Here is a 23,286-nt window from a genome sequence, read left to right on the forward strand (position 1 = left end):
CCCCCCCCCCCCCCCCCCCCCCCCCCCCCCCCCCACGACAGGCCCGATCAGGTCGGCACAGTAGCTAGCATCGAATCTCGCTGGCTGACTTCTGCATACCACGCCGCCAGCCCCGGATACTCTCCGCGCCAGTCGAACTCCGGCTGGCGCAAGTCCAGATAACCCAAGGCGCAGGCTACACCGATCGCGGCGATATCGAAGCCGGAGATGATCTCTGCCAGGTGCTCGTGCTCCAGGCTCGCCAGCCCGCGGCGGATCTTCTCGCCCTGCGCTGTCACCCAACCGTCCCACTGCTTGTCCACCGGGCGCAGGAAGGTCTCGTAGCGCGTGGCCACGGCGGCATCCATGATCGCGTCGGCTTGCGCGGCCAGGGTCAGGCGCCGCCAGCGCGCCGAGCCCTCGCGGGGGATCAACGGCAGGCCGACATGCTGGCTGTCGAGGTATTCGCAGATCACCCGGCTATCGTGCAGCACGCTGCCATCGTCCAGGCGCAGGGCCGGGATCTTGCCGATCGGGTTGTCGCGGTTGAGCTGCTCGTCGCCGTTCAGCGGGCTGATGTTCACGCCCTGCACGCTGACGCGCTCCAGCTGGCCGGTCTCGTGCAGGACGATCATCACCTTGCGCACGAACGGTGACAACGGCGAATGGAACAGGATCATGGCTCAGTTGCCCTGCAGGCTGGGCGGCAGGCACACGCCGGTGCCGCCGATGCCGCAGTACCCGTCCGGGTTCTTGGCCAGGTACTGCTGGTGGTAGGCCTCGGCGAAGTACACGGTCGGCGCCTGGGCGATCTCGGTGGTGATCTCGCCAAAGCCCGCCTTGCTCAGTTCGGCCTGGAAGGCGGCCTGGCTGGCCTGGGCTTCCTCGAGTTGCTGCGGCGAGGTGCAGTAGATCGCCGAGCGGTACTGGGTGCCGACATCGTTGCCCTGGCGCATGCCCTGGGTCGGGTTGTGCAGCTCCCAGAACATTGCCAGCAGTTCGCGGTAGCTGACCTTGTTCTTGTCGAACACCACCAGCACCACTTCGGTGTGGCCGGTCAGGCCCGAGCAGACCTCTTCGTAGGTCGGGTTGGGGGTGAAGCCGCCGGCGTAGCCGACCACGGTGCTGACCACGCCTTCGCGCTGCCAGAAGCGCCGTTCGGCGCCCCAGAAGCAGCCCAGGCCGAAAATGGCGAAGTCGATGTCGCCTTCGAAGAACGGGCCGAGCAGCGGGGTGCCTTCGAACACGTAGTGGAACTCGGGCAGGGTCATCGGGGTTTCGCGGCCAGGCAGGGCCTGTTCCGCGGTGGGCAGGACGTTTTTGTTCACCAGGATTTCCGAACGCAGGACCATGGCCGTTCCTCTGTGTTTACCAGTTGGACAGGTGTTGGCCTCATCGCCGGCAAGCCGGCTCCCACAGGAGGTCGTGATTACTGTGGGAGCCGGCTTGCCGGCGATGAGGCCTGGATGGCTTCTATAGTGCCCGAGGTTTGTGCCGCTGTCAGTCCACCGGCCCACGCGGATAGCGGCGCAGTTTTTCGCTCAGCTCGCGCCCCGGAATCGGCCGGTCGAACAGGTAGCCCTGGCCGACATCGCAGCGGTGGCGGCGCAGGAACGCCAGCTGCTCGGGTGTCTCGATGCCCTCGGCGACCACCTTGAGCTTGAGGTTGTGGGCCATGGCTACCACCGCCGAGGTGATCTCCATGTCGTCCTGGTTGTCGGGGATCTCGTTGATGAAGCTGCGGTCGATCTTGATGATGTCGATCGGGAACTTCTTCAGGTAACTCAGCGACGAGTAACCGGTGCCGAAGTCGTCCATGGCCAGGGTCAGGCCCAGGGCCTTGAGCTCGTCGAGCTGGCGGTGGGTGTCTTCGGTGGCTTCGAGCAGCAGGCCTTCGGTCAGCTCCAGTTCCAGCAGGTGCGGCGGCAGGGCTTCTTCCTTGAGGATGCCGGCGATCGAGCCGACCAGCTCCGGGTCGGAGAACTGCTTGGGCGACAGGTTGATGGCCACGTGCAGGTTGCCCAGGCCAGCCTCGCGCAGCTGCTGGCTCATGCGGCAGGCCTGGCGCACCACCCACTTGCCGATGGGGATGATCAGGCCGGTTTCCTCGGCCACGCTGATGAACTGGTCGGGGCGGATCATGCCGCGCTCGGGGTGGTTCCAGCGCAGCAGCGCCTCAAGGCCCAGCAGGCGACCGCTGCGCAGGCAGAGCTTGGGCTGGTAGAACACTTCCAGTTCGTTCTGGGTCAGGGCGCGGCGCAGGTTGTTCTCGACGAACAGCTTGTAGCTGGCCTCGGCGTTGAGCACCTCGGTGAACACCTGGACCTGGTGCTTGCCGTTGGCCTTGGCCTTGTGCAGGGCCAGGCCTGCGTTCTTCATCAACGTGGCCGGGTCGCTGCCGTGCAGTGGCGCGCAGGCCAGACCCACGGAAGCGGTGACGTTGATCAGCTGGTTGTCGACGAACATCGGCTTGTCGAGGGTGCGCAGCAGCTGGTGGGCCACGCCCTGGCCGTCATCGAGGCTGGTGTCGTCGAGCAGCACGGCGAACTCGTTGCTGGCGAAGCGCGCCAGGCTGCCGCCGTTGGCCAGGCTGTTGCGCAGGCGCCGGGCCAGGCTGATCAGCAACTTGTCGCCGGTCTGGTGGCCGAGGCTGTCGTTGATCCGCTTGAAGTTGTCGATGTCCACCAGCAGCAGGCAGATCGGGCTGTTGCTGTCGCGGGCGAAGCGCTCGTCGAGGTTGCGGATGAACGCCGGGCGGTTGCCCAGGTTGGTCAGGTTGTCGGTGTAGGCCAGGCGCTCGATGCGCTGCTGGGCCAGCTTGCTCTGGGTGACGTCTTCGTAGATGCCGATGTAGTGGGTCAGCTCGCGGTTGTCGCCGTACACCTTGGAGATCGACAGTTGCCCCCAGTAGGGCTCGAGGTTCTTGCGCCGGCTCTTGAACTCGCCCTGCCAGCTGTTGCCCATGGCCAGGCTCGACGGCGAGTCGAACAGCAACTCGCTGAGGTTTTCCAGGGCCGGCAGTTCGGCCAGGTGGTGGCCCTGGACTTCCTCGGTGCTGTACTGGGTGATCGCCGTGAAGCTGGGGTTGACGTATTCCACCACGCCGTCGCGGTTGACCAGCAGGAAGGCGCTGGCGCTCTGCTCCACGGCCCGCTGGAAGAGGTGCAGGGCGCTGGCGGCGGTGCGCCGGTTGTGGTTGTTGATGACCTGGGCGAACTGGTCGGCCAGCTCGCCAGCGAAGGCGATCTCGTCCGACTGCCAGGCCCGCGGCTGGCCGGTCTGCTCCAGGCACAGCACGCCGACCACCTGGCCATCGATGCGGATACTGGCATCGAGCATGGCGTTGTCGTCGGTGCTGTACAGCGACTCGGCCATCTCGCGGGTGCGCGGGTCGTGGCTGGCGTTGTGGGCGTCGATGGCGCGGCTGGCGTGCAAGGCCTCGAGGTAGTCGGGGAAGCGGCTGGCGTCGATCGCCTCGGGCATGCGGTGTTGCTGTTCGCGGCGATACCAGGCGCTGATCGGCTCCAGGCGCTGGTCGTCCAGATACCAGATGCTGGCGCAGTCGACCCGGTAGATCTCGCAGGCGCTGCGGGTGATCAGCTCGGCGGCCTCGAGCAGCGAGTTGCCGACGCTGTAGCGCTGGCGCGCCAGGCGCAGGATCAGGTCCTGCTGGGCGCGGACCCGGTCCAGGTGCTCGAGCTGCTCCTGTTGGGCGCGCTGGTTCAGCTGCAGGGCCAGCTGCAGGCGGTTGTTGCGCGACTCCAGGTCGTTGGCGTCGAGGTCGGGGGCGTCCTGCTGGTGGTCGTCGAACACCGTCAGGTAGCCACGCAACAATTGGCGATTGTGCTGCTTGTAGCTTTCGCCAACTTCCAGCAGGCGCAGTGGCGCGGGGCTGGCGTGCAGGGTATAGCGCACCCGGTAATAGCCGCGTTGAGCCAGTTGCAGCTGGATCTCGTCGTGCAGCTTGTAGCGCGCCTCCGGCTCCATGAGGCTGGCGTAGGGCGAGCCGATCAGGGCGCAGAGCTCGGCGGCGGGCAGGCCGAACTGGCGGTCGCACGCCGGATCGAGGTAGAGCATCGCCCAACTGGCTTCGTTCAGCCGTTCGAAACGCAGCATGCCGAGCCGCGAGGGCACGGGGAGCTGCGTCACGACCTCGGCCGCCACACGGCTGGCGGCATCGGGTTGGCTTTTCATCGAAGACTCGCTTGAACTGGGGCGCGGCCTGAGGCACGGCGTATCGGGCAAGGTTGCATCATGTCCCGTGGGCTGGCAAGCGGCCATGCGGGATGCTGTGAACAGGTTGTCGGCCAACAGGATGAAATCTGAAGCGAGGTCCTTGGTGGGAGCGGGCCCAATAAAAAAAAGCCCCGCCAATTGGCGGGGTTGAGGTACGAGCGTGGCAGCTCGAAAACGGTGCTGCCCCTCGAGTGAGGGGCAGCGTGCAGCTATTACAGCAGCATGGTGCGGATATCGCCCAGCACGTCGCCCAGACGCTTGGTGAAGCGCGCGGCGGCGGCGCCGTTGATCACACGGTGATCGTAGGACAGCGACAGCGGCAGCATCAGCTTGGGCTGGAAGGCCTTGCCATCCCAGACCGGCTGCATGGTCGCCTTGGAGACGCCGAGGATCGCCACTTCCGGCGCGTTGACGATCGGCGTGAAGCCGGTGCCGCCAATGTGGCCGAGGCTGGAGATGGTGAAGCAGGCGCCTTGCATGTCGTCGGCCGAGAGCTTCTTGGTGCGGGCCTTCTCGGCCAGCGCGGCGGCTTCGGCAGCCAGTTGCAGCAGGCTCTTCTGGTCGACGTTCTTGATCACAGGGACCAGCAGGCCGTCCGGGGTGTCAACGGCGAAGCCGATGTGCACGTACTTCTTGCGGATGATCGCCTTGCCGCTTGGTGCCAGCGAGCTGTTGAAGTCCGGCAGTTCCTTGAGCAGGAAGGCGCAGGCCTTGAGCAGCAGCGGCAGCACGGTCAGCTTGACGCCAGCCTTCTCGGCCACGGCCTTCTGCGCAACGCGGAAGGCTTCCAGCTCGGTGATGTCGGCGGAGTCGAACTGGGTCACGTGCGGCACGTTCAGCCAGCTGCGGTGCAGGTTGGCGGCACCGACCTGCATCAGGCGGGTCAGGGCGACTTCTTCGACTTCACCGAACTTGCTGAAGTCGACGACCGGGATCGGCGGGATGCCGGCACCACCGGTAGCGCCGGCAGCCGGGGCTTCCTTGGCCTTCTGCATCATCGCCTTGACGTAGACCTGCACGTCTTCTTTCAGGATGCGGCCGTGCGGACCGGTAGCCGCGACCGAACCCAGGTCGACGCCGAATTCACGGGCCAGCTGACGAACGGCAGGGCCGGCATGGACCTTGGCGTTGCTGCCGGCGGCCGGCGCGGTGGCGACCGGTGCCGGGGCGGCTGCCGGAGCAGCAGCGGCAGGTGCAGCTGCTGGGGCAGGAGCGGCAGCCGGTGCGGCAGCGGCCGGAGCCGGAGCAGCAGGGGCAGCGCCAGCGGCTTTGATCTTGAAGATCAGGTCGCCGGTGCCGACTTCGTCTTCCAGCTTGCACAGCACGGCTTCGATCACGCCAGCGGCGGGCGACGGGATCTCCATGGAGGCCTTGTCGGACTCCAGGGTGATCAGCGACTGGTCGGCTTCGACGGTGTCGCCGACCTTCACCAGCACTTCGATGATCTTGGCCTTGCCCGACGAGCCGATGTCCGGCACGTGGATGTCCTGCACGCTGGCGGCAGCCGGGGCTGCGGCCGGAGCAGGGGCGGCTTCGGCAGCAGGTGCTGGGGCAGCAGCTGGCGCCGGAGCAGCAGCGGCAGGCGCCTCAGGTGCCGCGGCAGCGGCACCCTCGACTTCCAGGACCAGCAGCTCGTCGCCTTCTTTCAGGCGGTCGCCCAGCTTGACCTTCAGTTCCTTGACCACGCCGGCCTTGGGGGCCGGGATCTCCATGGAGGCCTTGTCGGACTCCAGGGTCAGCAGGCTCTGGTCGGCCTCGATACGGTCACCGACCTTGACGAACAGCTCGATGATTTCACCTTCACCGCTGCCGATGTCAGGTACGCGAATGAGTTCGCTCACTTAAAAATACTCCTCAGCAGTCCAGTGGGTTGCGCTTGTCCGGGTCGATGCCGAACTTGACGATGGCGTCAGCCACAACCTTGGGTTCGATCTCGCCACGGTCAGCCAGGGCTTCCAGGGCAGCCAGCACCACGAAGTGGCGGTCGACTTCGAAGAAGTGACGCAGCTTCTTGCGGCTGTCGCTGCGACCGTAACCGTCGGTACCCAGGACCTTGAACTCTTTGCTCGGCACCCACTGGCGAATCTGCTCGGCGAACAGCTTCATGTAGTCAGTGGAGGCGATGACCGGGCCCTTGCGACCAGCCAGGCACTCTTCGACGTAGGTCTGCTGAGGCTTCTGGCCAGGCTTGAGGCGGTTGGCGCGTTCCACGGCCAGGCCGTCGCGACGCAGTTCGTTGAAGCTGGTGACGCTCCACACGTCGGCGCCGACGTTGAACTCTTCACGCAGGATCTTCGCAGCTTCGCGGACTTCGCGCAGGATGGTGCCGGAGCCCATCAGCTGTACGTGGTGCGCGGCTTCGCGGGTGTCTTCTTCGAGCAGGTACATGCCCTTGATGATGCCTTCCGGGGCGCCGGCCGGCATGGCTGGCTGCTGGTAGGATTCGTTCATCACGGTGATGTAGTAGAAGATGTCCTGTTGCTCTTCGGTCATCTTCTTCATGCCGTCCTGGATGATCACCGCCAGCTCGTAGCCGTAGGTCGGATCGTAGGTGCGGCAGTTCGGGATGGTGCCCGCCATCATGTGGCTGTGACCGTCTTCGTGCTGCAGGCCTTCACCGTTGAGGGTGGTACGGCCGGCGGTACCGCCGATCAGGAAGCCACGGGTGCGGCTGTCGCCAGCGGCCCAGGCCAGGTCGCCAATGCGCTGGAAGCCGAACATCGAGTAGAAGATGTAGAACGGCAGCATCGGCTGGTTGTGGCAGCTGTACGAGGTACCGGCAGCGATGAACGACGACATGGCGCCGGCTTCGTTGATGCCTTCCTCGAGGATCTGGCCCTTCTTGTCTTCGCGGTAGAACATCACCTGGTCTTTATCGACTGGCTCGTAGAGCTGGCCGACCGACGAGTAGATGCCCAGCTGGCGGAACATGCCTTCCATACCGAAGGTACGGGCTTCGTCCGGGATGATCGGGACGATGCGCTGGCCGATGTCCTTGTCCTTGACCAGCTGCGCCAGAATACGCACGAAGGCCATGGTGGTGGAGATTTCGCGGTCGCCCGAGCCGTCGAGGATCGCTTTCAGCGTTTCCAGTGGCGGGGTCGGCACGCTGAAGCTCTTGGCGCGACGCTGAGGCACGAAACCGCCCAGGGCAGCACGGCGCTCGGCCAGGTACTTGGCTTCGGCGGAACCTTCTTCAGGCTTGAAGAACGGCAGGTTCTCAAGGTCGGCATCCTTGACCGGGATGTCGAAGCGGTCACGGAAGTGACGCAGGCTGTCGACGTCGACCTTCTTGGTGTTGTGCGCGGTGTTCTTGGCTTCGCCGGCACCGGTACCGTAACCCTTGATGGTCTTGGCCAGGATGACGGTCGGCTGCTCTTTGTGGTTCACGGCCTGGTGGTATGCCGCGTAGACCTTGTACGGGTCGTGGCCGCCACGGTTGAGCTTCCAGATCTCGTCGTCGGACAGGTCTTCGACCATGGCCTTGAGCTCTGGGGTGTTGAAGAAGTTCTCACGGACGTACGCGCCGTCCTTGGCCTTGTAGTTCTGGTACTCGCCGTCGATGACTTCGTCCATGCGGCGCTGCAGGGCACCGTTGGTGTCCTTGGCCAGCAGTGGGTCCCAGAAGCGGCCCCAGACGACTTTGTTGACGTTCCAGCCACCGCCACGGAACACGCCTTCGAGTTCCTGGATGATCTTGCCGTTGCCGCGAACCGGGCCGTCGAGGCGCTGCAGGTTGCAGTTGATGACGAAGATCAGGTTGTCCAGCTTCTCGCGGCCGGCCAGGGCGATCGCGCCCAGGGATTCCGGCTCGTCGCACTCGCCGTCGCCCATGAAGCACCAGACCTTCTGCTTGCCGGCCGGGATGAAGCCACGGGCTTCCAGGTACTTCATGAAGCGCGCCTGGTAGATCGCCTGGATCGGGCCCAGACCCATGGAAACGGTCGGGAACTGCCAGAAGTCAGGCATCAGCCACGGGTGCGGGTACGAAGACAGGCCGTTGCCGTCCACTTCCTGACGGAAGTTGTTCATCTGTTCTTCGTTGATGCGGCCTTCCATGAAGGCGCGGGCGTAGACGCCTGGCGAAGCGTGGCCCTGGAAGAAGATCAGGTCGCCGCCGTGTTCGTCGGTCGGGGCCTGGAAGAAGTAGTTGAAGCCGATGTCATACAAGGTGGCGCTGGAGGCGAAGCTGGAGATGTGTCCGCCCAGGTCCGAGTCTTTCAGGTTGGTGCGCATGACCATGGCCAGGGCGTTCCAACGCACCATCGAGCGAATGCGGCGTTCCATGAACAGGTCGCCGGGCATGCGTGCTTCGTGGGTGACAGGGATGGTGTTGCGGTACGGCGTGGTGATGGCATACGGCAGCTGCGAGCCACTGCGGGTGGCCAGCTCGCCCATACGGGTCATCAGGTAATGAGCGCGGTCTTCGCCTTCTTTGTCGAGGACCGACTCCAGGGCATCCAGCCATTCCTGGGTTTCGATTGGATCGAGGTCTTGCATGGCTTGCTCCAGGGCGGAAAGGCCACCAGAATCGATGGCCTGAGTTTGCGACTGGCCTTATGGGCAGACGTCGTGAATTCTTGGATTACCGGACAGTCATCCGGCGCGGTGTAGTTTTACTACAAATGCTTTCGCATTTCATGCTTTTGCACGTTGGGCGTAGTAGTAAAACTACACAAATGCGACGTTTGGTCGCATCCCGGGTTGTGAGGAAAAACGTTCATGTTGGTTGGCGGTGTGTCGCGAGCAGGTGAATCTTGATGGGTTTTGCCAATTTTTCGGCTTTATCAGCTATTTCCAACTTTTGTACGACAGTCCAACCGTGGTCCAACCCCCGTTTGACCTCCCAACCGCTCTCTTTCACGCCGATCAAGGATAGACCATGCGCCTGCCTTTGCCGCTCGATCTGCCTGCCGCTCTCCAACCACTGGTCGCTCGCAACCAGCAATTTCTTCGCGATGCCTTGGCCGGTCATGCTGACCTGCACCTGGACAGCCTGGGCGTCGAGCATCGGCGCCAGTTCGACCAGGTCGCCGCCGCCAGCGACTTCGTTCTGGAGCAGGCCCAGCGCGATCCGGCGGTGCTGTTCGAGCTGCTGGCCAGTGGCGCGATGGACCGGGCATACACCCCGGGGCAACTGCGCGCTCACATCCACGTCGTCGCCCAGACCGCGCAAAGCGAGGACGAACTGGCGCGCAACCTGCGCCGCGAGCGCAACCGCCAGCAGTTGCGCATCATCTGGCGCGACCTGACCCGCCAGGCAACGTTGGCCGAGACCTGCCGCGACCTGTCCGACCTGGCCGACGCCAGCATCGACGAAGCCTATCAGTGGCTCTACCCACGCCATTGCCAGCAGTTCGGCACGCCCATCGGCAACCGCAGCGGCCAGCCCCAGCACCTGGTGGTGCTGGGCATGGGCAAGCTGGGCGCGGTGGAGTTGAACCTGTCATCGGACATCGACCTGATCTTCGCTTTCCCCGAGGGCGGTGAAACCGAAGGCATGAAGCGCTCGCTGGACAACCAGGAGTTCTTTACCCGCCTCGGACAGCGCCTGATCAAGGCGCTCGACCCGGTCACCGTCGATGGCTTCGTGTTCCGTGTCGACATGCGCCTGCGCCCGTACGGCTCTGCCGGCGCGCTTGTGCTCAGCTTCAATGCCCTGGAGCAGTACTACCAGGACCAGGGGCGCGACTGGGAACGCTACGCCATGATCAAGGCGCGGGTGGTGGCCGGCGACCAGGCGGCCGGTGCGCAGCTGCAGGAGATGCTGCGGCCGTTCGTCTATCGGCGTTACCTGGACTTCTCCGCCATCGAAGCGCTGCGCACCATGAAGCAGCTGATCCAGCAGGAGGTGCGGCGCAAGGGCATGGCCGACAATATCAAGCTGGGGGCCGGCGGCATTCGCGAAGTCGAGTTCATCGCCCAGGCATTCCAGCTGATCCATGGCGGGCGCGACCTGAGCCTGCAGCAGCGGCCGCTGCTGAAGGTGCTGACCACCCTGGAGGGCCAGGGCTACCTGCCACCGGCAGTGGTCGCCGAGCTGCGCGACGGCTATGAGTTCCTGCGTTACACCGAGCACGCGATCCAGGCCATCGCCGACCGCCAGACCCAGATGCTGCCGGACGACCCGACCGACCGCGCGCGCATCGCCTATATGCTGGGCTTTGCTGATTGGGACGGTTTCCATGCCCAACTGATGCACTGGCGTGGGCGGATCGACTGGCATTTCCGCCAGGTGATCGCCGATCCGGACGAGGATGAAGCCGAGGGTGAGCTCGTAGTCGGTGGCGAATGGTCGCCCCTGTGGGAGCAGGCCCAGGATGAAGAAGCCGCCGGGCGCCAGTTGCAGGAGGCCGGTTTCCATCAGCCTGCCGAGGCGCTGCGCCGGCTCAATGCCTTGCGGGTCAGCCCGACGCTGCGTTCGATGCAGCGCATCGGTCGTGAACGCCTGGATGCCTTCATCCCGCGGCTGCTGGCCCAGGCGGTCGAGCACGACAACCCGGACCTGGTGCTGGAGCGGGTGCTGCCCCTGGTCGAGGCGGTGGCGCGCCGCTCGGCCTACCTGGTGCTGCTCACCGAAAACCCCGGCGCGCTGCGCCGTCTGTTGACCCTGTGCGCGGCCAGCCCGTGGATCGCCGAGCAGATGGCCCGTTACCCGCTGCTGCTCGACGAACTGCTCAACGAAGGCCGGCTGTTCAGCCCGCCGCTGGCACCGGAGCTGGCCGCCGAGCTGCGCGAGCGGCTCACCCGTATCCCCGAGGACGACCTGGAACAGCAGATGGAGGCCCTGCGCCACTTCAAGCTGGCCCACAGTCTGCGCGTGGCCGCCTCGGAGATCAGTGGCAACCTGCCGTTGATGAAGGTCAGCGACTACCTGACCTGGCTCGCCGAGGCCATTCTCGACCAGGTGCTGGCCCTGGCCTGGCGCCAGACCGTGGCGCGCCATGGCCAGCCCAAGCGCAGCGACGGCAGCCTGTGCGACCCTGGCTTCATCATCGTTGGCTACGGCAAGGTCGGCGGCCTCGAGCTGGGTCATGGCTCGGACCTGGACCTGGTGTTCATCCACGATGGCGACCCGAACGCCGAAACCGACGGTGCCAAGCCCATCGACAGCGCGCAGTTCTACACCCGCCTGGGCCAGCGCATCATCCACCTGCTGACCACCCAGACCAACTCCGGCCAGCTCTACGACGTGGACATGCGCTTGCGTCCGTCCGGCGCCTCGGGGTTGCTGGTGAGCTCGCTGGGCGCCTTCGAGCGCTACCAGCAGAACGAGGCCTGGACCTGGGAACACCAGGCCCTGGTGCGGGCCCGGGTGCTGGTGGGTTGTCCACAGGTGGCGAGTGCGTTCGAGGGCGTGCGGGCCAAGGTGCTCGGCCAGCCCCGTGACCTGGACAAGCTGCGCGTCGAAGTGAGCGAGATGCGCGCCAAGATGCGTGACAACCTGGGCACCAAGGCCACCGCCGCAGGCACGGCGGGCAATGCCTTCGATGCCGGGCAGCCCTTCGATATCAAGCAGGATGCCGGCGGTATCGTGGATATCGAATTTATGGTGCAATACGCCGCTTTGGCCTGGTCCCACGACCATCCGGCCATACTGCGCTGGACCGACAACATCCGTATCCTCGAAGAGCTCGAACAGGCCGGGTTGATGCCCGCCGCCGACGCCGTGCTGCTGCGCGAGCTGTACAAGGCGTTCCGCTCGGCCTCGCACCGCCAGGCGTTGCAGAAGCAGGCCGGGGTGATCGACGCGGCGCAGTTCGCCGAGGAGCGTCGTGAGGTAAGGCGGATCTGGGGGCAGCTTGGGTTGACCTGAGCTTGCCGGGGCCGCGCTGCGGCGAAAAGGGCGCGGCGCGCCCTCGGTGGTACACTGTCCGCCACATAGCCTGAATATAAAGAGGGGAGGCCAGGTTGTAGCGCAGCCTGCAGCCTCCCCGAATGTTTCTGGATAAAGCATGAGAATACTGATCATTGGCCCCAGCTGGGTCGGCGACATGGTGATGGCGCAGACCCTGTTCCAGAGCCTCAAACAGCAGCACCCCGACTGCGTGATCGACGTGCTGGCACCCGAGTGGAGCCGGCCGATCCTCGAACGCATGCCCGAGGTGCGCCAGGCCTTGAGCTTCCCGCTCGGCCATGGCGCGCTGGAGCTGGCCACGCGGCGGCGCATCGGCAAGTCGCTGGCCGGCCAGTACGACCAGGCGATCCTGCTGCCCAATTCGCTCAAGTCGGCGCTGGTGCCGTATTTCGCCGGCATCCCCAAGCGCACCGGCTGGCGCGGCGAGATGCGCTACCTGCTGCTCAACGATGTGCGCAAGCTGGACAAGGCGCGTTACCCGCTGATGATCGAGCGCTTCATGGCCCTGGCCTACGCACCGGGTACCGAGCTGCCCAAGCCGTATCCGCGCCCGGCCCTGCAAATCGAGGCCGCCAGCCGCGAGGCCGCCCTGGCCAAGTTTGGCCTGGAGCTGGACCGCCCGGTGCTCGCCCTGTGCCCCGGCGCCGAGTTCGGCGAGGCCAAGCGCTGGCCCGCCGAGCATTACGCCGAGGTGGCCGAGGCGATGATCCGCCAGGGCTGGCAGGTGTGGTTGTTCGGTTCGAAGAACGACCACCCGGTTGGCGAGCAGATCCGCGACCGGCTGATCCCGGGCCTGCGTGAAGAATCCTGCAACCTGGCCGGCGAGACCTCGCTGGCCGAGGCCATCGACCTGATGTCCTGCGCCAGCGCGGTGGTGTCCAATGACTCCGGGCTGATGCACGTGGCCGCCGCCCTCAACCGTCCGCTGGTGGCGGTGTATGGCTCGACCTCGCCGGGCTTTACCCCGCCGCTGGCCGACCAGGTGGAAGTGGTGCGCACCGGTATCGAATGCAGCCCGTGCTTCGACCGCACCTGCCGCTTCGGCCACTACAACTGCCTGCGGCTGCTGGAGCCGGCGAAAGTGATCGCCGCCTTGCACAGCCTGGGTGGCTCCGACCTGATCGCAACCGTGGCCGAGGTCGACTGAGTGCGGGTCCTGATCATCAAGACGTCGTCGCTGGGTGACGTCATCCATACCTTGCCGGCGCTTACCGACGCCGCCCACGCCATCCCCGGCATCCGTTTCGACTGGGTGGTGGAGGAAGGCTTCGCCGAGATCCCCAGCTGGCACCCGGCGGTCGACCAGGTGATCCCGGTGGCGATCCGCCGCTGGCGCAAGAATATCTGGCAGACGCTCAAGAGCGGCGAGTGGAAGGCCTTCAAGCAGCGCCTGCGCGAGCGCAAGTACGACCTGGTGATCGATGCCCAGGGCCTGGTCAAGTCGGCCTGGCTGACCCGTTACGTGAAAGCGCCGGTAGCCGGCCTGGACCGTTACTCGGCCCGCGAGGGCTGGGCCAGCCGCTTCTACGACCGGCGGCTGTCGGTCGCTGTCGGCCAGCATGCCGTTGAACGCGTGCGCCAACTGTTCGCCCTGGCCCTGGCCTACGACCTGCCGGAAGGGCTGGGCAACTACGGCCTTGACCTCAACCGCCTGCAACTGCCGCCCGCCGCGCCTTACGTGGTGTTCCTGCATGGCACCACCTGGGCCACCAAACATTGGCCCGAGGCCTACTGGCGCGAGCTGGCCGAGCGCATGGGCCGGCGCAAGTTGCAGGTGATGCTGCCATGGGGCAACCCTGCGGAAAAAGCCCGCGCCGAGCGCATCGCCCAGGGCTTGAACAATTGCCAGGTGCTGCCCAAATTGAACCTGGCGGGCGTGGCCCGTGTGCTGGCCGCCGCCAAGGCCTGCGTGGCGGTGGACACCGGCTTGGGCCACCTGGCCGCCGCCCTGGATGTGCCGACCATCTCCCTGTTCGGCCCCACCAACCCTGGTCTGACCGGTGCCTACGGACGCGCCCAGATCCACCAGGCGAGCGACTTCCCCTGCGCCCCGTGCCTGCAGAAGAAGTGCACCTACAAACCGAGCGCCGAGGACCTGCGCCGGTTCGATCTCAAACGCGAGTGGCCGCTGTGCTTCACTCGCCTGAATCCCGAGCATGTGGCGGGCCGCTTGAGCGCGCTGCTGCTGGCTGAGGATGTTCGTTGATGCAACTGGCTTTTGTGCTCTACAAGTATTTCCCCTTTGGCGGGCTGCAGCGTGACTTCATGCGCATCGCCCTCGAATGCCAGAAGCGTGGCCACCAGATCCGTGTGTACACGCTGATCTGGGAAGGTGACATTCCACCGGGCTTCGAGGTGCTGGTGGCGCCGGTCAAGGCGCTGTTCAACCACCGCCGCAACGAGAAGCTCAGTGCGTGGATGGCGGCGGACCTGGCCAAGCGCCCGGTCGATCGCCTGGTCGGCTTCAACAAGATGCCTGGCCTGGACTTCTACTACGCCGCTGACGGCTGCTTCGAGGACAAGGCCCAGACCCTTCGCGGCGGCCTCTACCGCCGTTGGGGCCGCTATCGCCACTTCGCCGAATACGAGCGGGCGGTGTTCGCCAAGGATGCACGCACCGAGATCCTGATGATCTCCGAGGTGCAGCAGCCGCTGTTCATCAAGCACTACGGCACGCCCGAGGCGCGTTTCCACCTGCTGCCGCCGGGCATTTCCCAGGACCGCCGGCGACCGGCAGACGCCGAGGCCATCCGCGCCGCCTTCCGCCAGGAGTTCGGCCTGGCCGACGACGAGTTGCTGCTGGTGCAGATCGGCTCTGGCTTCAAGACCAAGGGCGTCGACCGCAGCCTCAAGGCCCTCGCGGCGCTGCCGTCGGCCCTGCGCAAGCGCACGAAACTGATGGTCATCGGCCAGGACGACCCCAAGCTGTTCCAGGTGCAGAGCACGGCTCTCGGCCTGGGTGACCAGGTGCAGTTCCTCAAGGGGCGCAGCGATATCCCGCGCTTCCTGCTTGGCGCCGATCTGCTGATCCACCCGGCCTACAACGAAAACACCGGTACCGTATTGCTCGAGGCGCTGGTCGCCGGCCTGCCGGTGCTGGTGTCGCAAGTGTGCGGCTATGCCCACTACATCGCCGAGGCCGACAGCGGCCTGGTGCTGGACGAGCCGTTCGAGCAGGACCAGCTCAACGCCTATCTGCAACGCATGCTCGAAGACGCCGCGGCCCGTGCATCGTGGTCGAGCAACGGCGTGGCGTTCGCCGCCACCGCCGACCTGTACAGCATGCCGCAGCATGCCGCCGACGTGATCCTTGGGCAGGAAACCGCATGAAGCTGATACTGGCCGAACCGTTCAAGCGCCTGTGGGCCGGGCGTGACCCCTTCGACGCCGTCGAGGCCCTGCAGGGCGAGGTGTACCGCGAGCTGGAAGGCCGTCGCACCCTGCGTACCGAGGTCGATGGCGCGGGCTTCTTCGTCAAGATCCACCGTGGCATCGGCTGGGGCGAGATCTTCAAGAACCTGTTCAGCGCCAAGCTGCCGGTGCTCGGCGCCGGCCAAGAATGGCGTGCGATCCAGCGCCTGCATGAAGTCGGCGTGCCGACCATGACCGCGGTGGCATACGGCGAGCGTGGCGGCAATCCGGCCACCCAGCACTCGTTCATCGTCACCGAGGAGCTGGCGCCGACCGTCAGCCTGGAAGACTTCAGCATCGACTGGGTGAAGCAGCCGCCAGCGCCGCGCCTGAAGCGCGCGCTGATCGCTGAGGTGGCGAAGATGACCGGCGGCATGCACCGCGCCGGGGTCAACCACCGCGACTGTTACATCTGCCACTTCCTGCTGCACACCGATCGCCCGGTGACGGCCGACGACTTCCGGCTGTCGGTGATCGACCTGCACCGTGCCCAGACCCGGGCGACGGTCAGCCGCCGCTGGCGCGACAAGGACCTGGCCGCCCTGTATTTCTCGGCCCTGGACATCGGCCTGACCCGTCGCGACAAGCTGCGCTTCTTGCGTGGCTACTTCCAGCGCCCGTTGCGCCAGGTGCTCAAGGACGAGGCCGCACTGCTCGCCTGGCTGGAGCGCAAGGCGCAGAAACTCTACGACCGCAAGCAACGTTACGGGGACGCACTCTGATGGCGAGCTGGAACCTGGCGCCCGAGTATGCGCACCTGGCGGCCGATTTCGGCAGTATCGACGCGGTGTTCGCCATCCAGGGCGAGCGCCTGACCCGCGACCCGCTGAGCGAGGTCATCCGTATCGAACGGGACGGGGTCAACTACTACGTCAAACGCTACACCGGCGCCGGCAAGCACATGCGCCGCTACCTGGGGCGCCCGCGCGTCAAGGCCGAGTGGCAGAACCTCAAGCAGTTCGCCAAGTGGGGCATCCCCACCGCCGACGTGGTCGCCTGGGGCCTCGAGCGCCAGGGCCTGGCGTTTGGCCGTGGGGCGATGATCACCCGCGAACTGCCACGCACCGAAGATCTCTCGGCGTTGGCCGAGCGCGATGACCCGCGCCTGCGTGACGCGGCCTGGGTCGATCATGTCAGCCGCCAGCTGGCGCGGCACACCCGGGTGATGCACGATCACCATTTCGCCCACAACGATCTCAAATGGCGCAACCTGCTGGTCGATGACCAGGGTACGCTGTTCTTCATCGATTGCCCGACCGGCGACTTCTGGCGTGGCTTCATGCTGCGCCACCGGTTGATCAAGGACCTGGCCTGCCTGGACAAGGTCGCCAAGTATCATCTGTCGGCGACCCAGCGCCTGCGCTTCTACCTGCAGTACCGCGGGCATGCGCGCCTGCATGCGCGCGACAAGAAGCGCATCCGTCAGGTGCTGAGCTTTTTCGAGGGAAGGGAATGACCGACTACCTGGCCAGTGCCGACCAGGCACTGCTGCAACGCCACGGACTGGGCGACTTCGAGGCGCTCTGGGCCTTGCAACTGGACGCCGTGGACGAACCCAACACCGGCCGCGGCGGCTGGAGCAGCGTGTTCCGCCTCGAGCTCGAGGGTAAGGGCTACTACCTCAAGCGCCAGAGCGACTACCTGACTCGCAGCCTGCACCGGCCGTTCGGCGAGCCGACCTTCGCCCGTGAGTTTCGCAACATCAGCCGTTACCAGAAGCTCGATATCCCGGCCCTGCAGGCGGTCTTCTATGGGGAGCGCAAACAGGCCGGCCAACACCGGGCGATCCTCATGACCCGGGCGCTGGACGAATGGACCGACCTTGAGCATTTGCTCGGCCATTGGCCGCAGACACCCGCGCCGCAACGCCAGGGCATCCTCCAGGCCTGTGGCCAGCTGGCGCGCACTCTGCACGGCGCCGGGCAGATGCACGGTTGCTTCTACCCCAAGCACATCTTCCTGCGTGAGCGCCGCGAGGGCTGGCAGGCACAGTTGATCGACCTGGAGAAGACCCGTCCGCTGCTGTTCGGCATGCGTGACCGGGTCAAGGACCTCGAGCCGCTGCTACGGCGTGCCCGGGCCTGGAGCGAGGCAGACGTGCGTGTGCTGCTGGCCGCCTACCTGGAGCAGCCGGCGGACAGCGCCCTGGTTTCCACCTGGCAGCAACGCCTGACCCAACGCCGCCGTCACAAAGAGGCCCGCTGATGCGCTTGTCCGAACTGAAGGAGGCCGGGCGCAGCCCAAGCCTGCCCCTGACCATCACCCTCGCCGACGCGGCGGGCAGCGCCGACCTGCAACTGCTCAGCCTGCTGCGTGTGCTGCCGGGCCAGCGCTATGTCGGCGCCGGTATCTGGCGTGGCACCAAGGTCCTGGCCAAGTTGCTGGTCGGCGGCAATGCCGCCCGCCACTTCCAGCGCGAACGCGATGGCGCCCTACTGATGGCCGATCAGGGCCTGACCACGCCGCGGCTGCTGGTCGATGGCCTCAAGGAAGGCGAAGGTGGCTGGCTGTTGTTCGAATACCTCGATCACGCCGAAAGCCTGGGTGATGCCTGGGCCAAGGTGGAATCATTGCCGATGCTCGCCGACGAGCAGCACCTGGTGCTTGGCGAGGCGTTGACCGCCATCGCACACCTGCATGCCAAGGGTTTGTGGCAGGAAGACTTGCATCTGGACAACCTGCTGCGCCAGGACGGTCAGCTGTACCTGATCGACGGCGCGGGGATCAAGGCCGAAACGCCCGGCCAGCAGCTGTCGCGCCAGCGCGTGCTGGAAAACCTCGGGGTGTTCTTCGCCCAGTTGCCCAAGCGCCTGGAGCCTTTTATCGAGGAGGCGCTGGTGCATTACATCCTGGCCAACGCCGAGCATGCGCTGCCGCTGGAAGCGCTGCAAAAGCAGGTGGACAAGGTGCGCAACTGGCGCCTGAAGGACTACCTGGCCAAGGCCGGGCGCGAATGCACGCTGTTCAGCGTCGAGCGCAGCCTGTCGGGCCTGCGCGCCATCCGTCGCGGCGAAGTCGAGGCGCTGCTGCCGGTGCTCGAGCAGGCCGATGCGTTGATTGACCAGGGCCACCTGTACAAGACCGGTGGCGCGGCCAGCGTGGCGCGTATCGAGGTGGCCGGCCGCACGCTGGTGCTCAAACGCTACAACATCAAGAACACCGCGCATTGGTTCAAGCGCTTCTGGCGCCCGAGCCGGGCCTGGCATTCGTGGATCGAGGGGCATCGCCTTGAGTTTCTCGACATTGCCACGCCACGGCCATTGGCGGTGCTGGAACAGCGTACCCTGGGCCTGCGCAGCCGCGCCTATCTGGTCACCGAGTACGCCGACGGGCCGGACCTGATCGAATGCTTCGCGCCCTATGTGGAAAGCGGCGAGGCGCCCGACGAGCAGGTCGAGGCCCTGGTGCGGGTGATGCAACAGCTGATCCGCGAGCGCATCAGCCATGGCGACTTCAAGGGCCACAACCTGTTCTGGCAGGACGGGCAATGGTCGCTGATCGACCTCGACGCCATGTGCCAGCACGCCACCCAGCTCAGCTTCGCACCGGCCTTCACCCGCGACCGGGCGCGCATGCTGCGCAACTGGCCCAGTGGTAGTGCGCTCCATCAGCGGCTTGATCGCCTGTTGCCGCGGCTGACCGAGTAGACGTCCGGCAGAAGCAGCCAGTCGCTGCTGCGTCCCGCCTGACGCACGCGGATACGCCACTGACGATCCTGCCAGCGCAGGGTCGCCCAGGGCACGACCCCTGCGTTGGCGGCATCGGGAATCAGCAGATGGTAGTGCCCCGGCAACAGGTGCCGGCGCAGCGGCAACTGCCCGCGAGCCGTCGGCAGGTAAAGCTGGCCCGCTGCCTGCCACAGCCCTTCGGGTCCGTCAGTTGCGGTGCCCTGCAATGCAGGGTGAAGGCGGCAATCGTCCAACAGGCGTGTCAGATCAGGCAGGCCGTCATACCAGTGCAACGGCGAGTCGATGACCCAGTTGCCGTTGGCCAGGCGCTTGACCGGCTGCGCCAGGTAAGCATCGGGTTGTTCGGGGTCGATGACTCGCCAGCGTTCGCCATCGAAGGCCACTTTGTAGAACCGGTCCTGGGCATCTTGAATGAAATAGTGGCTCAGCCCGTCGAATTCCGAGGCCTTCTCGTAAACCTGCTCGCCGTATAGCCCATCGATGTGGAAGCGCAGGTGTCTGGGGTCTGTATTGACGGTGTAGCGTGAGGGCAGCGGCAGCGGCGGGTGTACTGGCATGCCGCGCAGAAGGCGACGTACCAACCCCGTGCTGGCGAGGCTGGTGCCGGCATCGTTGAGGTGACTGAGGGCGTTGTACATATGCCGCAGGACAGCATTCAGGTCATCCTGGCGGTAAGCGTCCACGCCATTCCAGATTTCGATCGCCATGCGTCCCAGTACCAGCGGGATGAGAATCCTGGCGGGCAGCACCAGGGTAATCAGGTCGACCAGATACCAGCTGAAACTGACGGCCTGGCCGATGTCGACCTCCAGCGTGGTGCGGCTGTTGGCATCACTGGCCGCCAGCAAGCCGCGGACTTCGGCTTTGTAGTAGGCGACGAACAAGTCGTCACGGATGGCGGGAGTGCGCAGCACTCTGCCCAGCCGGCCTTTGCGCAACAGCTGTTCGGTTTCTGCCGCTGGCAACTGCGCCAGGCGCCGTCCCGCGTAGTGGCGCAGCGCCGGTTGCGCGCGCAGCAGGCGCAACAGCTCGAAGCTGCTGGCGAACGAGCGCCACGCCCGGCGATCAGGCGCATCCGGGGTGTACATGACAAAAGACGAGACGCTGGGTGACGGGCTGTCTATCAGCAGCACACCTTGCACGCTATGACCTTTGATCAGCACTTGACGAGCGACCACGCGATGGCCGTCAACCGTTGGGCGCTGGGTGTTCTGGGGGTGTTCGATGACCTGTCGCACCCAGTGGTAGGCGCGTTCGTTCCAGGCCTTGTCGAGATGCCCGGCGTAACGCGCCTTGGCTGCCTCCGCACGCATGCGTGCCCGATTGATTCTGCCATGTGCTTGTAGACACCAGGCACCAGCCGGGGAGTCAAGCAGCTGCGTCCTGAGAAATCTGGCATAGGTGCCGCCCACGTTCAGGTTCCTGACCAGGCTTTTGACGTAGTCCGGCGACAGTTGTGCAGGCAGTGGCTTGCCCTGGCGGTGCGTGACCCGGGCGGTCAGCCAATAATCGAAATCGAACCAGGCGACATTGCGCATGGCCAATGCATCCAATGGGTAGCTTTCGCGAACGGTTTCGATCAATTCGCCACCCACCCGCTCGATGCCCCGCCAGGTCACGTAGCTGGAAGGTTGCAGCGGGTTGACGTGCGGGCCGGTCTGGCGGGTATGGACGATGTTGACCAAGATGTCCGAAACGGGGTGGGTCAAGGCCAGATCGTGGCGCAAACGTTGCTCCAGGCGCTCTCGTGTCCAGGCCTGCAGGGAGTGTTGCTGCTGGAACTGGGCGAACGTCGGTATGCCGGGAGCGGCGACCTGCTCGCCCGCCGCCACCAGTTCCTGCATGGTCTGCATGATATGCGCTAGTGCCTGTGGGCCTGCCGCAACCAGCCAGTTGGGCAGGTTTCTTTCCAGCAGCAGTGCATAGCGTGTGTCGAGCAGCGCGCGACTGCCGGCTTCGCTGGCCAGCGCCATGGCCTTGCGTACACCCGCGACCGCGCTGGCGGCCGCGGCCGGATCCTTGGGCCAGGCATGGTTGAGGCGTTGCCGCTGTGCCCGGACGAAGCAATCGACCTGGTCTTCCAGCGGATCATCGGCATACCACTCGTAGCGCAGGCGATCGGCCTGGGTGGCATTGCTGATGTTTCGCTCCAGTACCAACAGGTTCAGCAAGGGCGGGCCTTGTATCGGGTCGTCGAGGCGTTCGCACAACTCCCGGTGCAATGCTGATATCGAGGCGTAGGTTTCGATACCCTGGGCGGGACCGCAGAGCAGAGCGGGGCCGCTTGGCTGTTCAGGCTCGAGAGGCTGACCTGGCGCGGTGCCGGTGACGATCACGAACATCCCAGGCAAGGGGGAGCGCCAAGAGGGACGGATGCGTGACAGCGTCGGGCGATAGACCTGCGCCCTGCGCCCCAGGGGATGGTGATGGCGTTGCCAGGCGTACGGCAAGTCGAGCAGTGTGCTCAAGGTTGCGGCCAGCGCCGGGCTCAATGTCTGGTCGCTAACCCTCAGGTCTATTTCGGCCTGCATCATCGCCCGGCGAATGTCGGTAAGGCGCAGCTGACGTGAGCGCCCTTGGGCGTCGGTGGCCGCCCAGAACTGCGCAAGGTCGCCGTGCAGTTGTGGGCGGGATTGTATTTGCGGGTCGGCGACAGGCATGGCGTCAAGCAACGCCAGGACCTGCCGGTTGAGGAATTCGATGCGTTCCAGGGCTCGCATGTGGCGCTCCTTGTGTAGGGGAGCGCGCATGCTAGGCCGGTGGGTGATGCCTCTGGCGGTTGCGGGCTATTTCAACGGCAAAGGCCGCGCAGGCCTAGCCAGGCCGGGATGCCGAGGCCGAGCCAGGCGAGCATGTCCCATGCGCCGTCACCGAGCAGCGCGGCGAACAGACCCAGCGCACCGAGCAGGGCGATGGCCGTTGGCCAGGCAAACACCTTGGCGGTCGATTGCGAACGGTGGCTCATGCCTGGCCCTCCCTGGAACGGCGCTGCTTGCCCCACCACAGGTACAGCCCACTGCCCAGCACGATGATGGTCAGCACATCGAGCACGGCCCACAGTATCTGCATCGGTCGGCCGCCGTAGTCACCAAAGTGCAGGGGCTGCGAAAGGCCCATGGCGTCCATGTACCAGGGCCGGTTTCCGACTGCGGTCACCTCAAGGGTGCGGGCGTCGATCAGCACCGGGGTAAACAGGTGCGAGGTCAGGTGCGTGGCGCCGTTCATGAACACCGCGTAATGGTGCTCGCTGGAGAAGCGCGTGCCGGGGAAGGCGATGAAGTCCGGGCGCATGCCGGGCGCGGCCTGTTCGGCGATCTTCAGCAGCTGCGTGGCCGGAGCGCGCTCGGTGAGCGGCGGTGCATCGCGGTAGGGCGCGACCATGGCCGCCAGGCTGTCGTTGCGCCAGGCGGCGATCACCAGGTCGGACAGGGCGCTGATCACCCCGGTGACGCCGACCACCAGGGCCCAGGTCAGGGTGACCACGCCGATCAGGTTGTGCAGGTCGAGCCAGCGTAGGCGCCGCGACTTGTCGTGGCGCACCGTGGCGAACTCCAGGCGGCGCATGAACGGCGCGTAGAGCACTGTGCCGGAGATGATCGCGACGACGAACAGCAGGCCCATGAAGGCCAGCCACAACTTGCCGGGCAGCCCGGCGAACATGTCCACGTGCAGGCGCAGCATCAGCATCATGAAACCGCCGTTGGCCGCCGGCATGGCCACGGCCTCGCCGGTACGCGCATCGAGCATGAAGGTGTGCGATTGGTCCGGGTGGGTGCCGGCGGTGGCGGCCATGATCGCCACCACGCCGTTGGGTTCGTCCTCTTCGTAGCCGAAGTACTGCATGACTTCGCCAGGGCGGTGTTGCTCGGCCTTGAGCACCAGTTGCTGCAGGTCCAGGTGCGGGGTGCCGGCGGGCATCTCGCGCAGTTCGGGGGCATCGCCCAGCAGGTGTTCCAGCTCGTGGTGGAAAATCAGCGGCAGGCCGGTCAGGGCCAGCAGCAGCAGGAACAGCGTGCACACCAGGCTGCTCCAGGTGTGGATCGCTGACCAGCGGCGGATGGTTTGGCTTTTCATCACGGCTCCTTACGCATCGCGGGGCCAGCCCGCTCCCAC

16 protein-coding genes are annotated in these 23,286 nt (G+C 65.7%); 8 read left to right on the plus strand and 8 right to left on the minus strand.

The features are described 5' to 3' along the window. Positions 1-47: 47 nt before the first annotated feature. The 5 genes from ACODS9_RS25185 to aceE all read right to left on the minus strand — a co-directional run bounded on the left by ACODS9_RS25185 (position 48) and on the right by aceE (position 8,715). A complete protein-coding gene (locus tag ACODS9_RS25185) occupies positions 48-659 on the minus strand; it encodes a glutathione S-transferase (protein ID WP_489095017.1) in 612 nt (203 codons plus the stop codon). 3 nt (positions 660-662) lie between these two features. Next, positions 663-1,331, minus strand: coding sequence for a peptide-methionine (S)-S-oxide reductase MsrA (msrA, locus tag ACODS9_RS25190; RefSeq protein WP_023632108.1), 669 nt, complete (start codon positions 1,329-1,331; stop codon positions 663-665). A gap of 148 nt (positions 1,332-1,479) precedes the next feature. Next, the gene (locus ACODS9_RS25195) at positions 1,480-4,173 is read right to left on the minus strand and encodes a putative bifunctional diguanylate cyclase/phosphodiesterase (RefSeq protein ID WP_046857435.1); all 2,694 of its coding nucleotides are present in this window, start codon (positions 4,171-4,173) and stop codon (positions 1,480-1,482) included. A gap of 254 nt (positions 4,174-4,427) precedes the next feature. Further along, entirely contained in the window at positions 4,428-6,056 is a 1,629-nt protein-coding gene (gene aceF, locus ACODS9_RS25200) for a dihydrolipoyllysine-residue acetyltransferase (RefSeq protein WP_046857434.1), read from the minus strand. Positions 6,057-6,069: 13 nt separating this feature from the next. After that, the gene (gene aceE, locus ACODS9_RS25205; RefSeq protein ID WP_489095018.1) at positions 6,070-8,715 is read right to left on the minus strand and encodes a pyruvate dehydrogenase (acetyl-transferring), homodimeric type; all 2,646 of its coding nucleotides are present in this window, start codon (positions 8,713-8,715) and stop codon (positions 6,070-6,072) included. Between the two features lie 382 nt (positions 8,716-9,097). Here aceE and glnE point away from each other — a divergent pair, with 382 nt between their 5' ends. The 8 genes from glnE to ACODS9_RS25245 all read left to right on the plus strand — a co-directional run bounded on the left by glnE (position 9,098) and on the right by ACODS9_RS25245 (position 19,131). Beyond that, the gene (glnE, locus tag ACODS9_RS25210) at positions 9,098-12,031 is read left to right on the plus strand and encodes a bifunctional [glutamate--ammonia ligase]-adenylyl-L-tyrosine phosphorylase/[glutamate--ammonia-ligase] adenylyltransferase (protein WP_489095019.1); all 2,934 of its coding nucleotides are present in this window, start codon (positions 9,098-9,100) and stop codon (positions 12,029-12,031) included. A gap of 139 nt (positions 12,032-12,170) precedes the next feature. After that, positions 12,171-13,220 carry a lipopolysaccharide heptosyltransferase II gene (waaF, locus tag ACODS9_RS25215; RefSeq protein WP_046857431.1) on the plus strand — a complete coding sequence of 350 codons (1,050 nt, stop codon included), beginning with the start codon at positions 12,171-12,173 and terminating at the stop codon, positions 13,218-13,220. Then, positions 13,221-14,279, plus strand: coding sequence for a lipopolysaccharide heptosyltransferase I (gene waaC / locus ACODS9_RS25220; protein ID WP_046857430.1), 1,059 nt, complete (start codon positions 13,221-13,223; stop codon positions 14,277-14,279). Next, positions 14,279-15,403, plus strand: coding sequence for a glycosyltransferase family 4 protein (locus ACODS9_RS25225; RefSeq protein WP_489095020.1), 1,125 nt, complete (start codon positions 14,279-14,281; stop codon positions 15,401-15,403). The genes waaC and ACODS9_RS25225 overlap by 1 nt, the downstream gene beginning before the upstream one ends. Beyond that, a complete protein-coding gene (gene rfaP / locus ACODS9_RS25230) occupies positions 15,400-16,206 on the plus strand; it encodes a lipopolysaccharide core heptose(I) kinase RfaP (RefSeq protein WP_046857428.1) in 807 nt (268 codons plus the stop codon). The genes ACODS9_RS25225 and rfaP overlap by 4 nt, the downstream gene beginning before the upstream one ends. After that, a complete protein-coding gene (locus ACODS9_RS25235; protein ID WP_046857427.1) occupies positions 16,206-16,940 on the plus strand; it encodes a lipopolysaccharide kinase InaA family protein in 735 nt (244 codons plus the stop codon). The genes rfaP and ACODS9_RS25235 overlap by 1 nt, the downstream gene beginning before the upstream one ends. Next, positions 16,937-17,689 carry a lipopolysaccharide kinase InaA family protein gene (locus tag ACODS9_RS25240; protein ID WP_489095021.1) on the plus strand — a complete coding sequence of 251 codons (753 nt, stop codon included), beginning with the start codon at positions 16,937-16,939 and terminating at the stop codon, positions 17,687-17,689. Before ACODS9_RS25235 ends, ACODS9_RS25240 begins: the two co-directional genes overlap by 4 nt. Continuing rightward, positions 17,689-19,131 (plus strand): lipopolysaccharide kinase InaA family protein, encoded by a 1,443-nt coding sequence (locus ACODS9_RS25245; RefSeq protein ID WP_489095022.1) that lies wholly within the window; start codon positions 17,689-17,691, stop codon positions 19,129-19,131. The genes ACODS9_RS25240 and ACODS9_RS25245 overlap by 1 nt, the downstream gene beginning before the upstream one ends. Here the strand turns inward: ACODS9_RS25245 and ACODS9_RS25250 are convergent. From ACODS9_RS25250 to ACODS9_RS25260, 3 genes are all read right to left on the minus strand, one after another. After that, the gene (locus ACODS9_RS25250; protein WP_489095023.1) at positions 19,092-21,893 is read right to left on the minus strand and encodes a dermonecrotic toxin domain-containing protein; all 2,802 of its coding nucleotides are present in this window, start codon (positions 21,891-21,893) and stop codon (positions 19,092-19,094) included. The genes ACODS9_RS25245 and ACODS9_RS25250 overlap by 40 nt on opposite strands. 71 nt (positions 21,894-21,964) lie before the next feature. Beyond that, the gene (locus tag ACODS9_RS25255; RefSeq protein WP_489095024.1) at positions 21,965-22,138 is read right to left on the minus strand and encodes a hypothetical protein; all 174 of its coding nucleotides are present in this window, start codon (positions 22,136-22,138) and stop codon (positions 21,965-21,967) included. Next, positions 22,135-23,247 (minus strand): PepSY-associated TM helix domain-containing protein, encoded by a 1,113-nt coding sequence (locus ACODS9_RS25260; RefSeq protein ID WP_489095025.1) that lies wholly within the window; start codon positions 23,245-23,247, stop codon positions 22,135-22,137. Before ACODS9_RS25260 ends, ACODS9_RS25255 begins: the two co-directional genes overlap by 4 nt. Positions 23,248-23,286 lie beyond the last annotated feature (39 nt).

The sequence above is a fragment of the Pseudomonas sp. FG36 genome (genome assembly GCF_057809275.1).

Coding starts and splice junctions, on each gene's coding strand:
- ACODS9_RS25195 (WP_046857435.1), bottom strand. CDS start 4,173: ATGAAAAGCCAACCCGATGCCGCCAGCCGTGTGGCGGCCGAGGTCGTG.
- msrA (WP_023632108.1), bottom strand. CDS start 1,331: ATGGTCCTGCGTTCGGAAATCCTGGTGAACAAAAACGTCCTGCCCACC.
- ACODS9_RS25240 (WP_489095021.1), top strand. CDS start 16,937: ATGACCGACTACCTGGCCAGTGCCGACCAGGCACTGCTGCAACGCCAC.
- ACODS9_RS25235 (WP_046857427.1), top strand. CDS start 16,206: ATGGCGAGCTGGAACCTGGCGCCCGAGTATGCGCACCTGGCGGCCGAT.
- ACODS9_RS25250 (WP_489095023.1), bottom strand. CDS start 21,893: ATGCGAGCCCTGGAACGCATCGAATTCCTCAACCGGCAGGTCCTGGCG.
- waaF (WP_046857431.1), top strand. CDS start 12,171: ATGAGAATACTGATCATTGGCCCCAGCTGGGTCGGCGACATGGTGATG.
- ACODS9_RS25245 (WP_489095022.1), top strand. CDS start 17,689: ATGCGCTTGTCCGAACTGAAGGAGGCCGGGCGCAGCCCAAGCCTGCCC.
- ACODS9_RS25260 (WP_489095025.1), bottom strand. CDS start 23,247: ATGAAAAGCCAAACCATCCGCCGCTGGTCAGCGATCCACACCTGGAGC.
- rfaP (WP_046857428.1), top strand. CDS start 15,400: ATGAAGCTGATACTGGCCGAACCGTTCAAGCGCCTGTGGGCCGGGCGT.
- ACODS9_RS25255 (WP_489095024.1), bottom strand. CDS start 22,138: ATGAGCCACCGTTCGCAATCGACCGCCAAGGTGTTTGCCTGGCCAACG.
- ACODS9_RS25225 (WP_489095020.1), top strand. CDS start 14,279: ATGCAACTGGCTTTTGTGCTCTACAAGTATTTCCCCTTTGGCGGGCTG.
- glnE (WP_489095019.1), top strand. CDS start 9,098: ATGCGCCTGCCTTTGCCGCTCGATCTGCCTGCCGCTCTCCAACCACTG.
- ACODS9_RS25185 (WP_489095017.1), bottom strand. CDS start 659: ATGATCCTGTTCCATTCGCCGTTGTCACCGTTCGTGCGCAAGGTGATG.
- aceE (WP_489095018.1), bottom strand. CDS start 8,715: ATGCAAGACCTCGATCCAATCGAAACCCAGGAATGGCTGGATGCCCTG.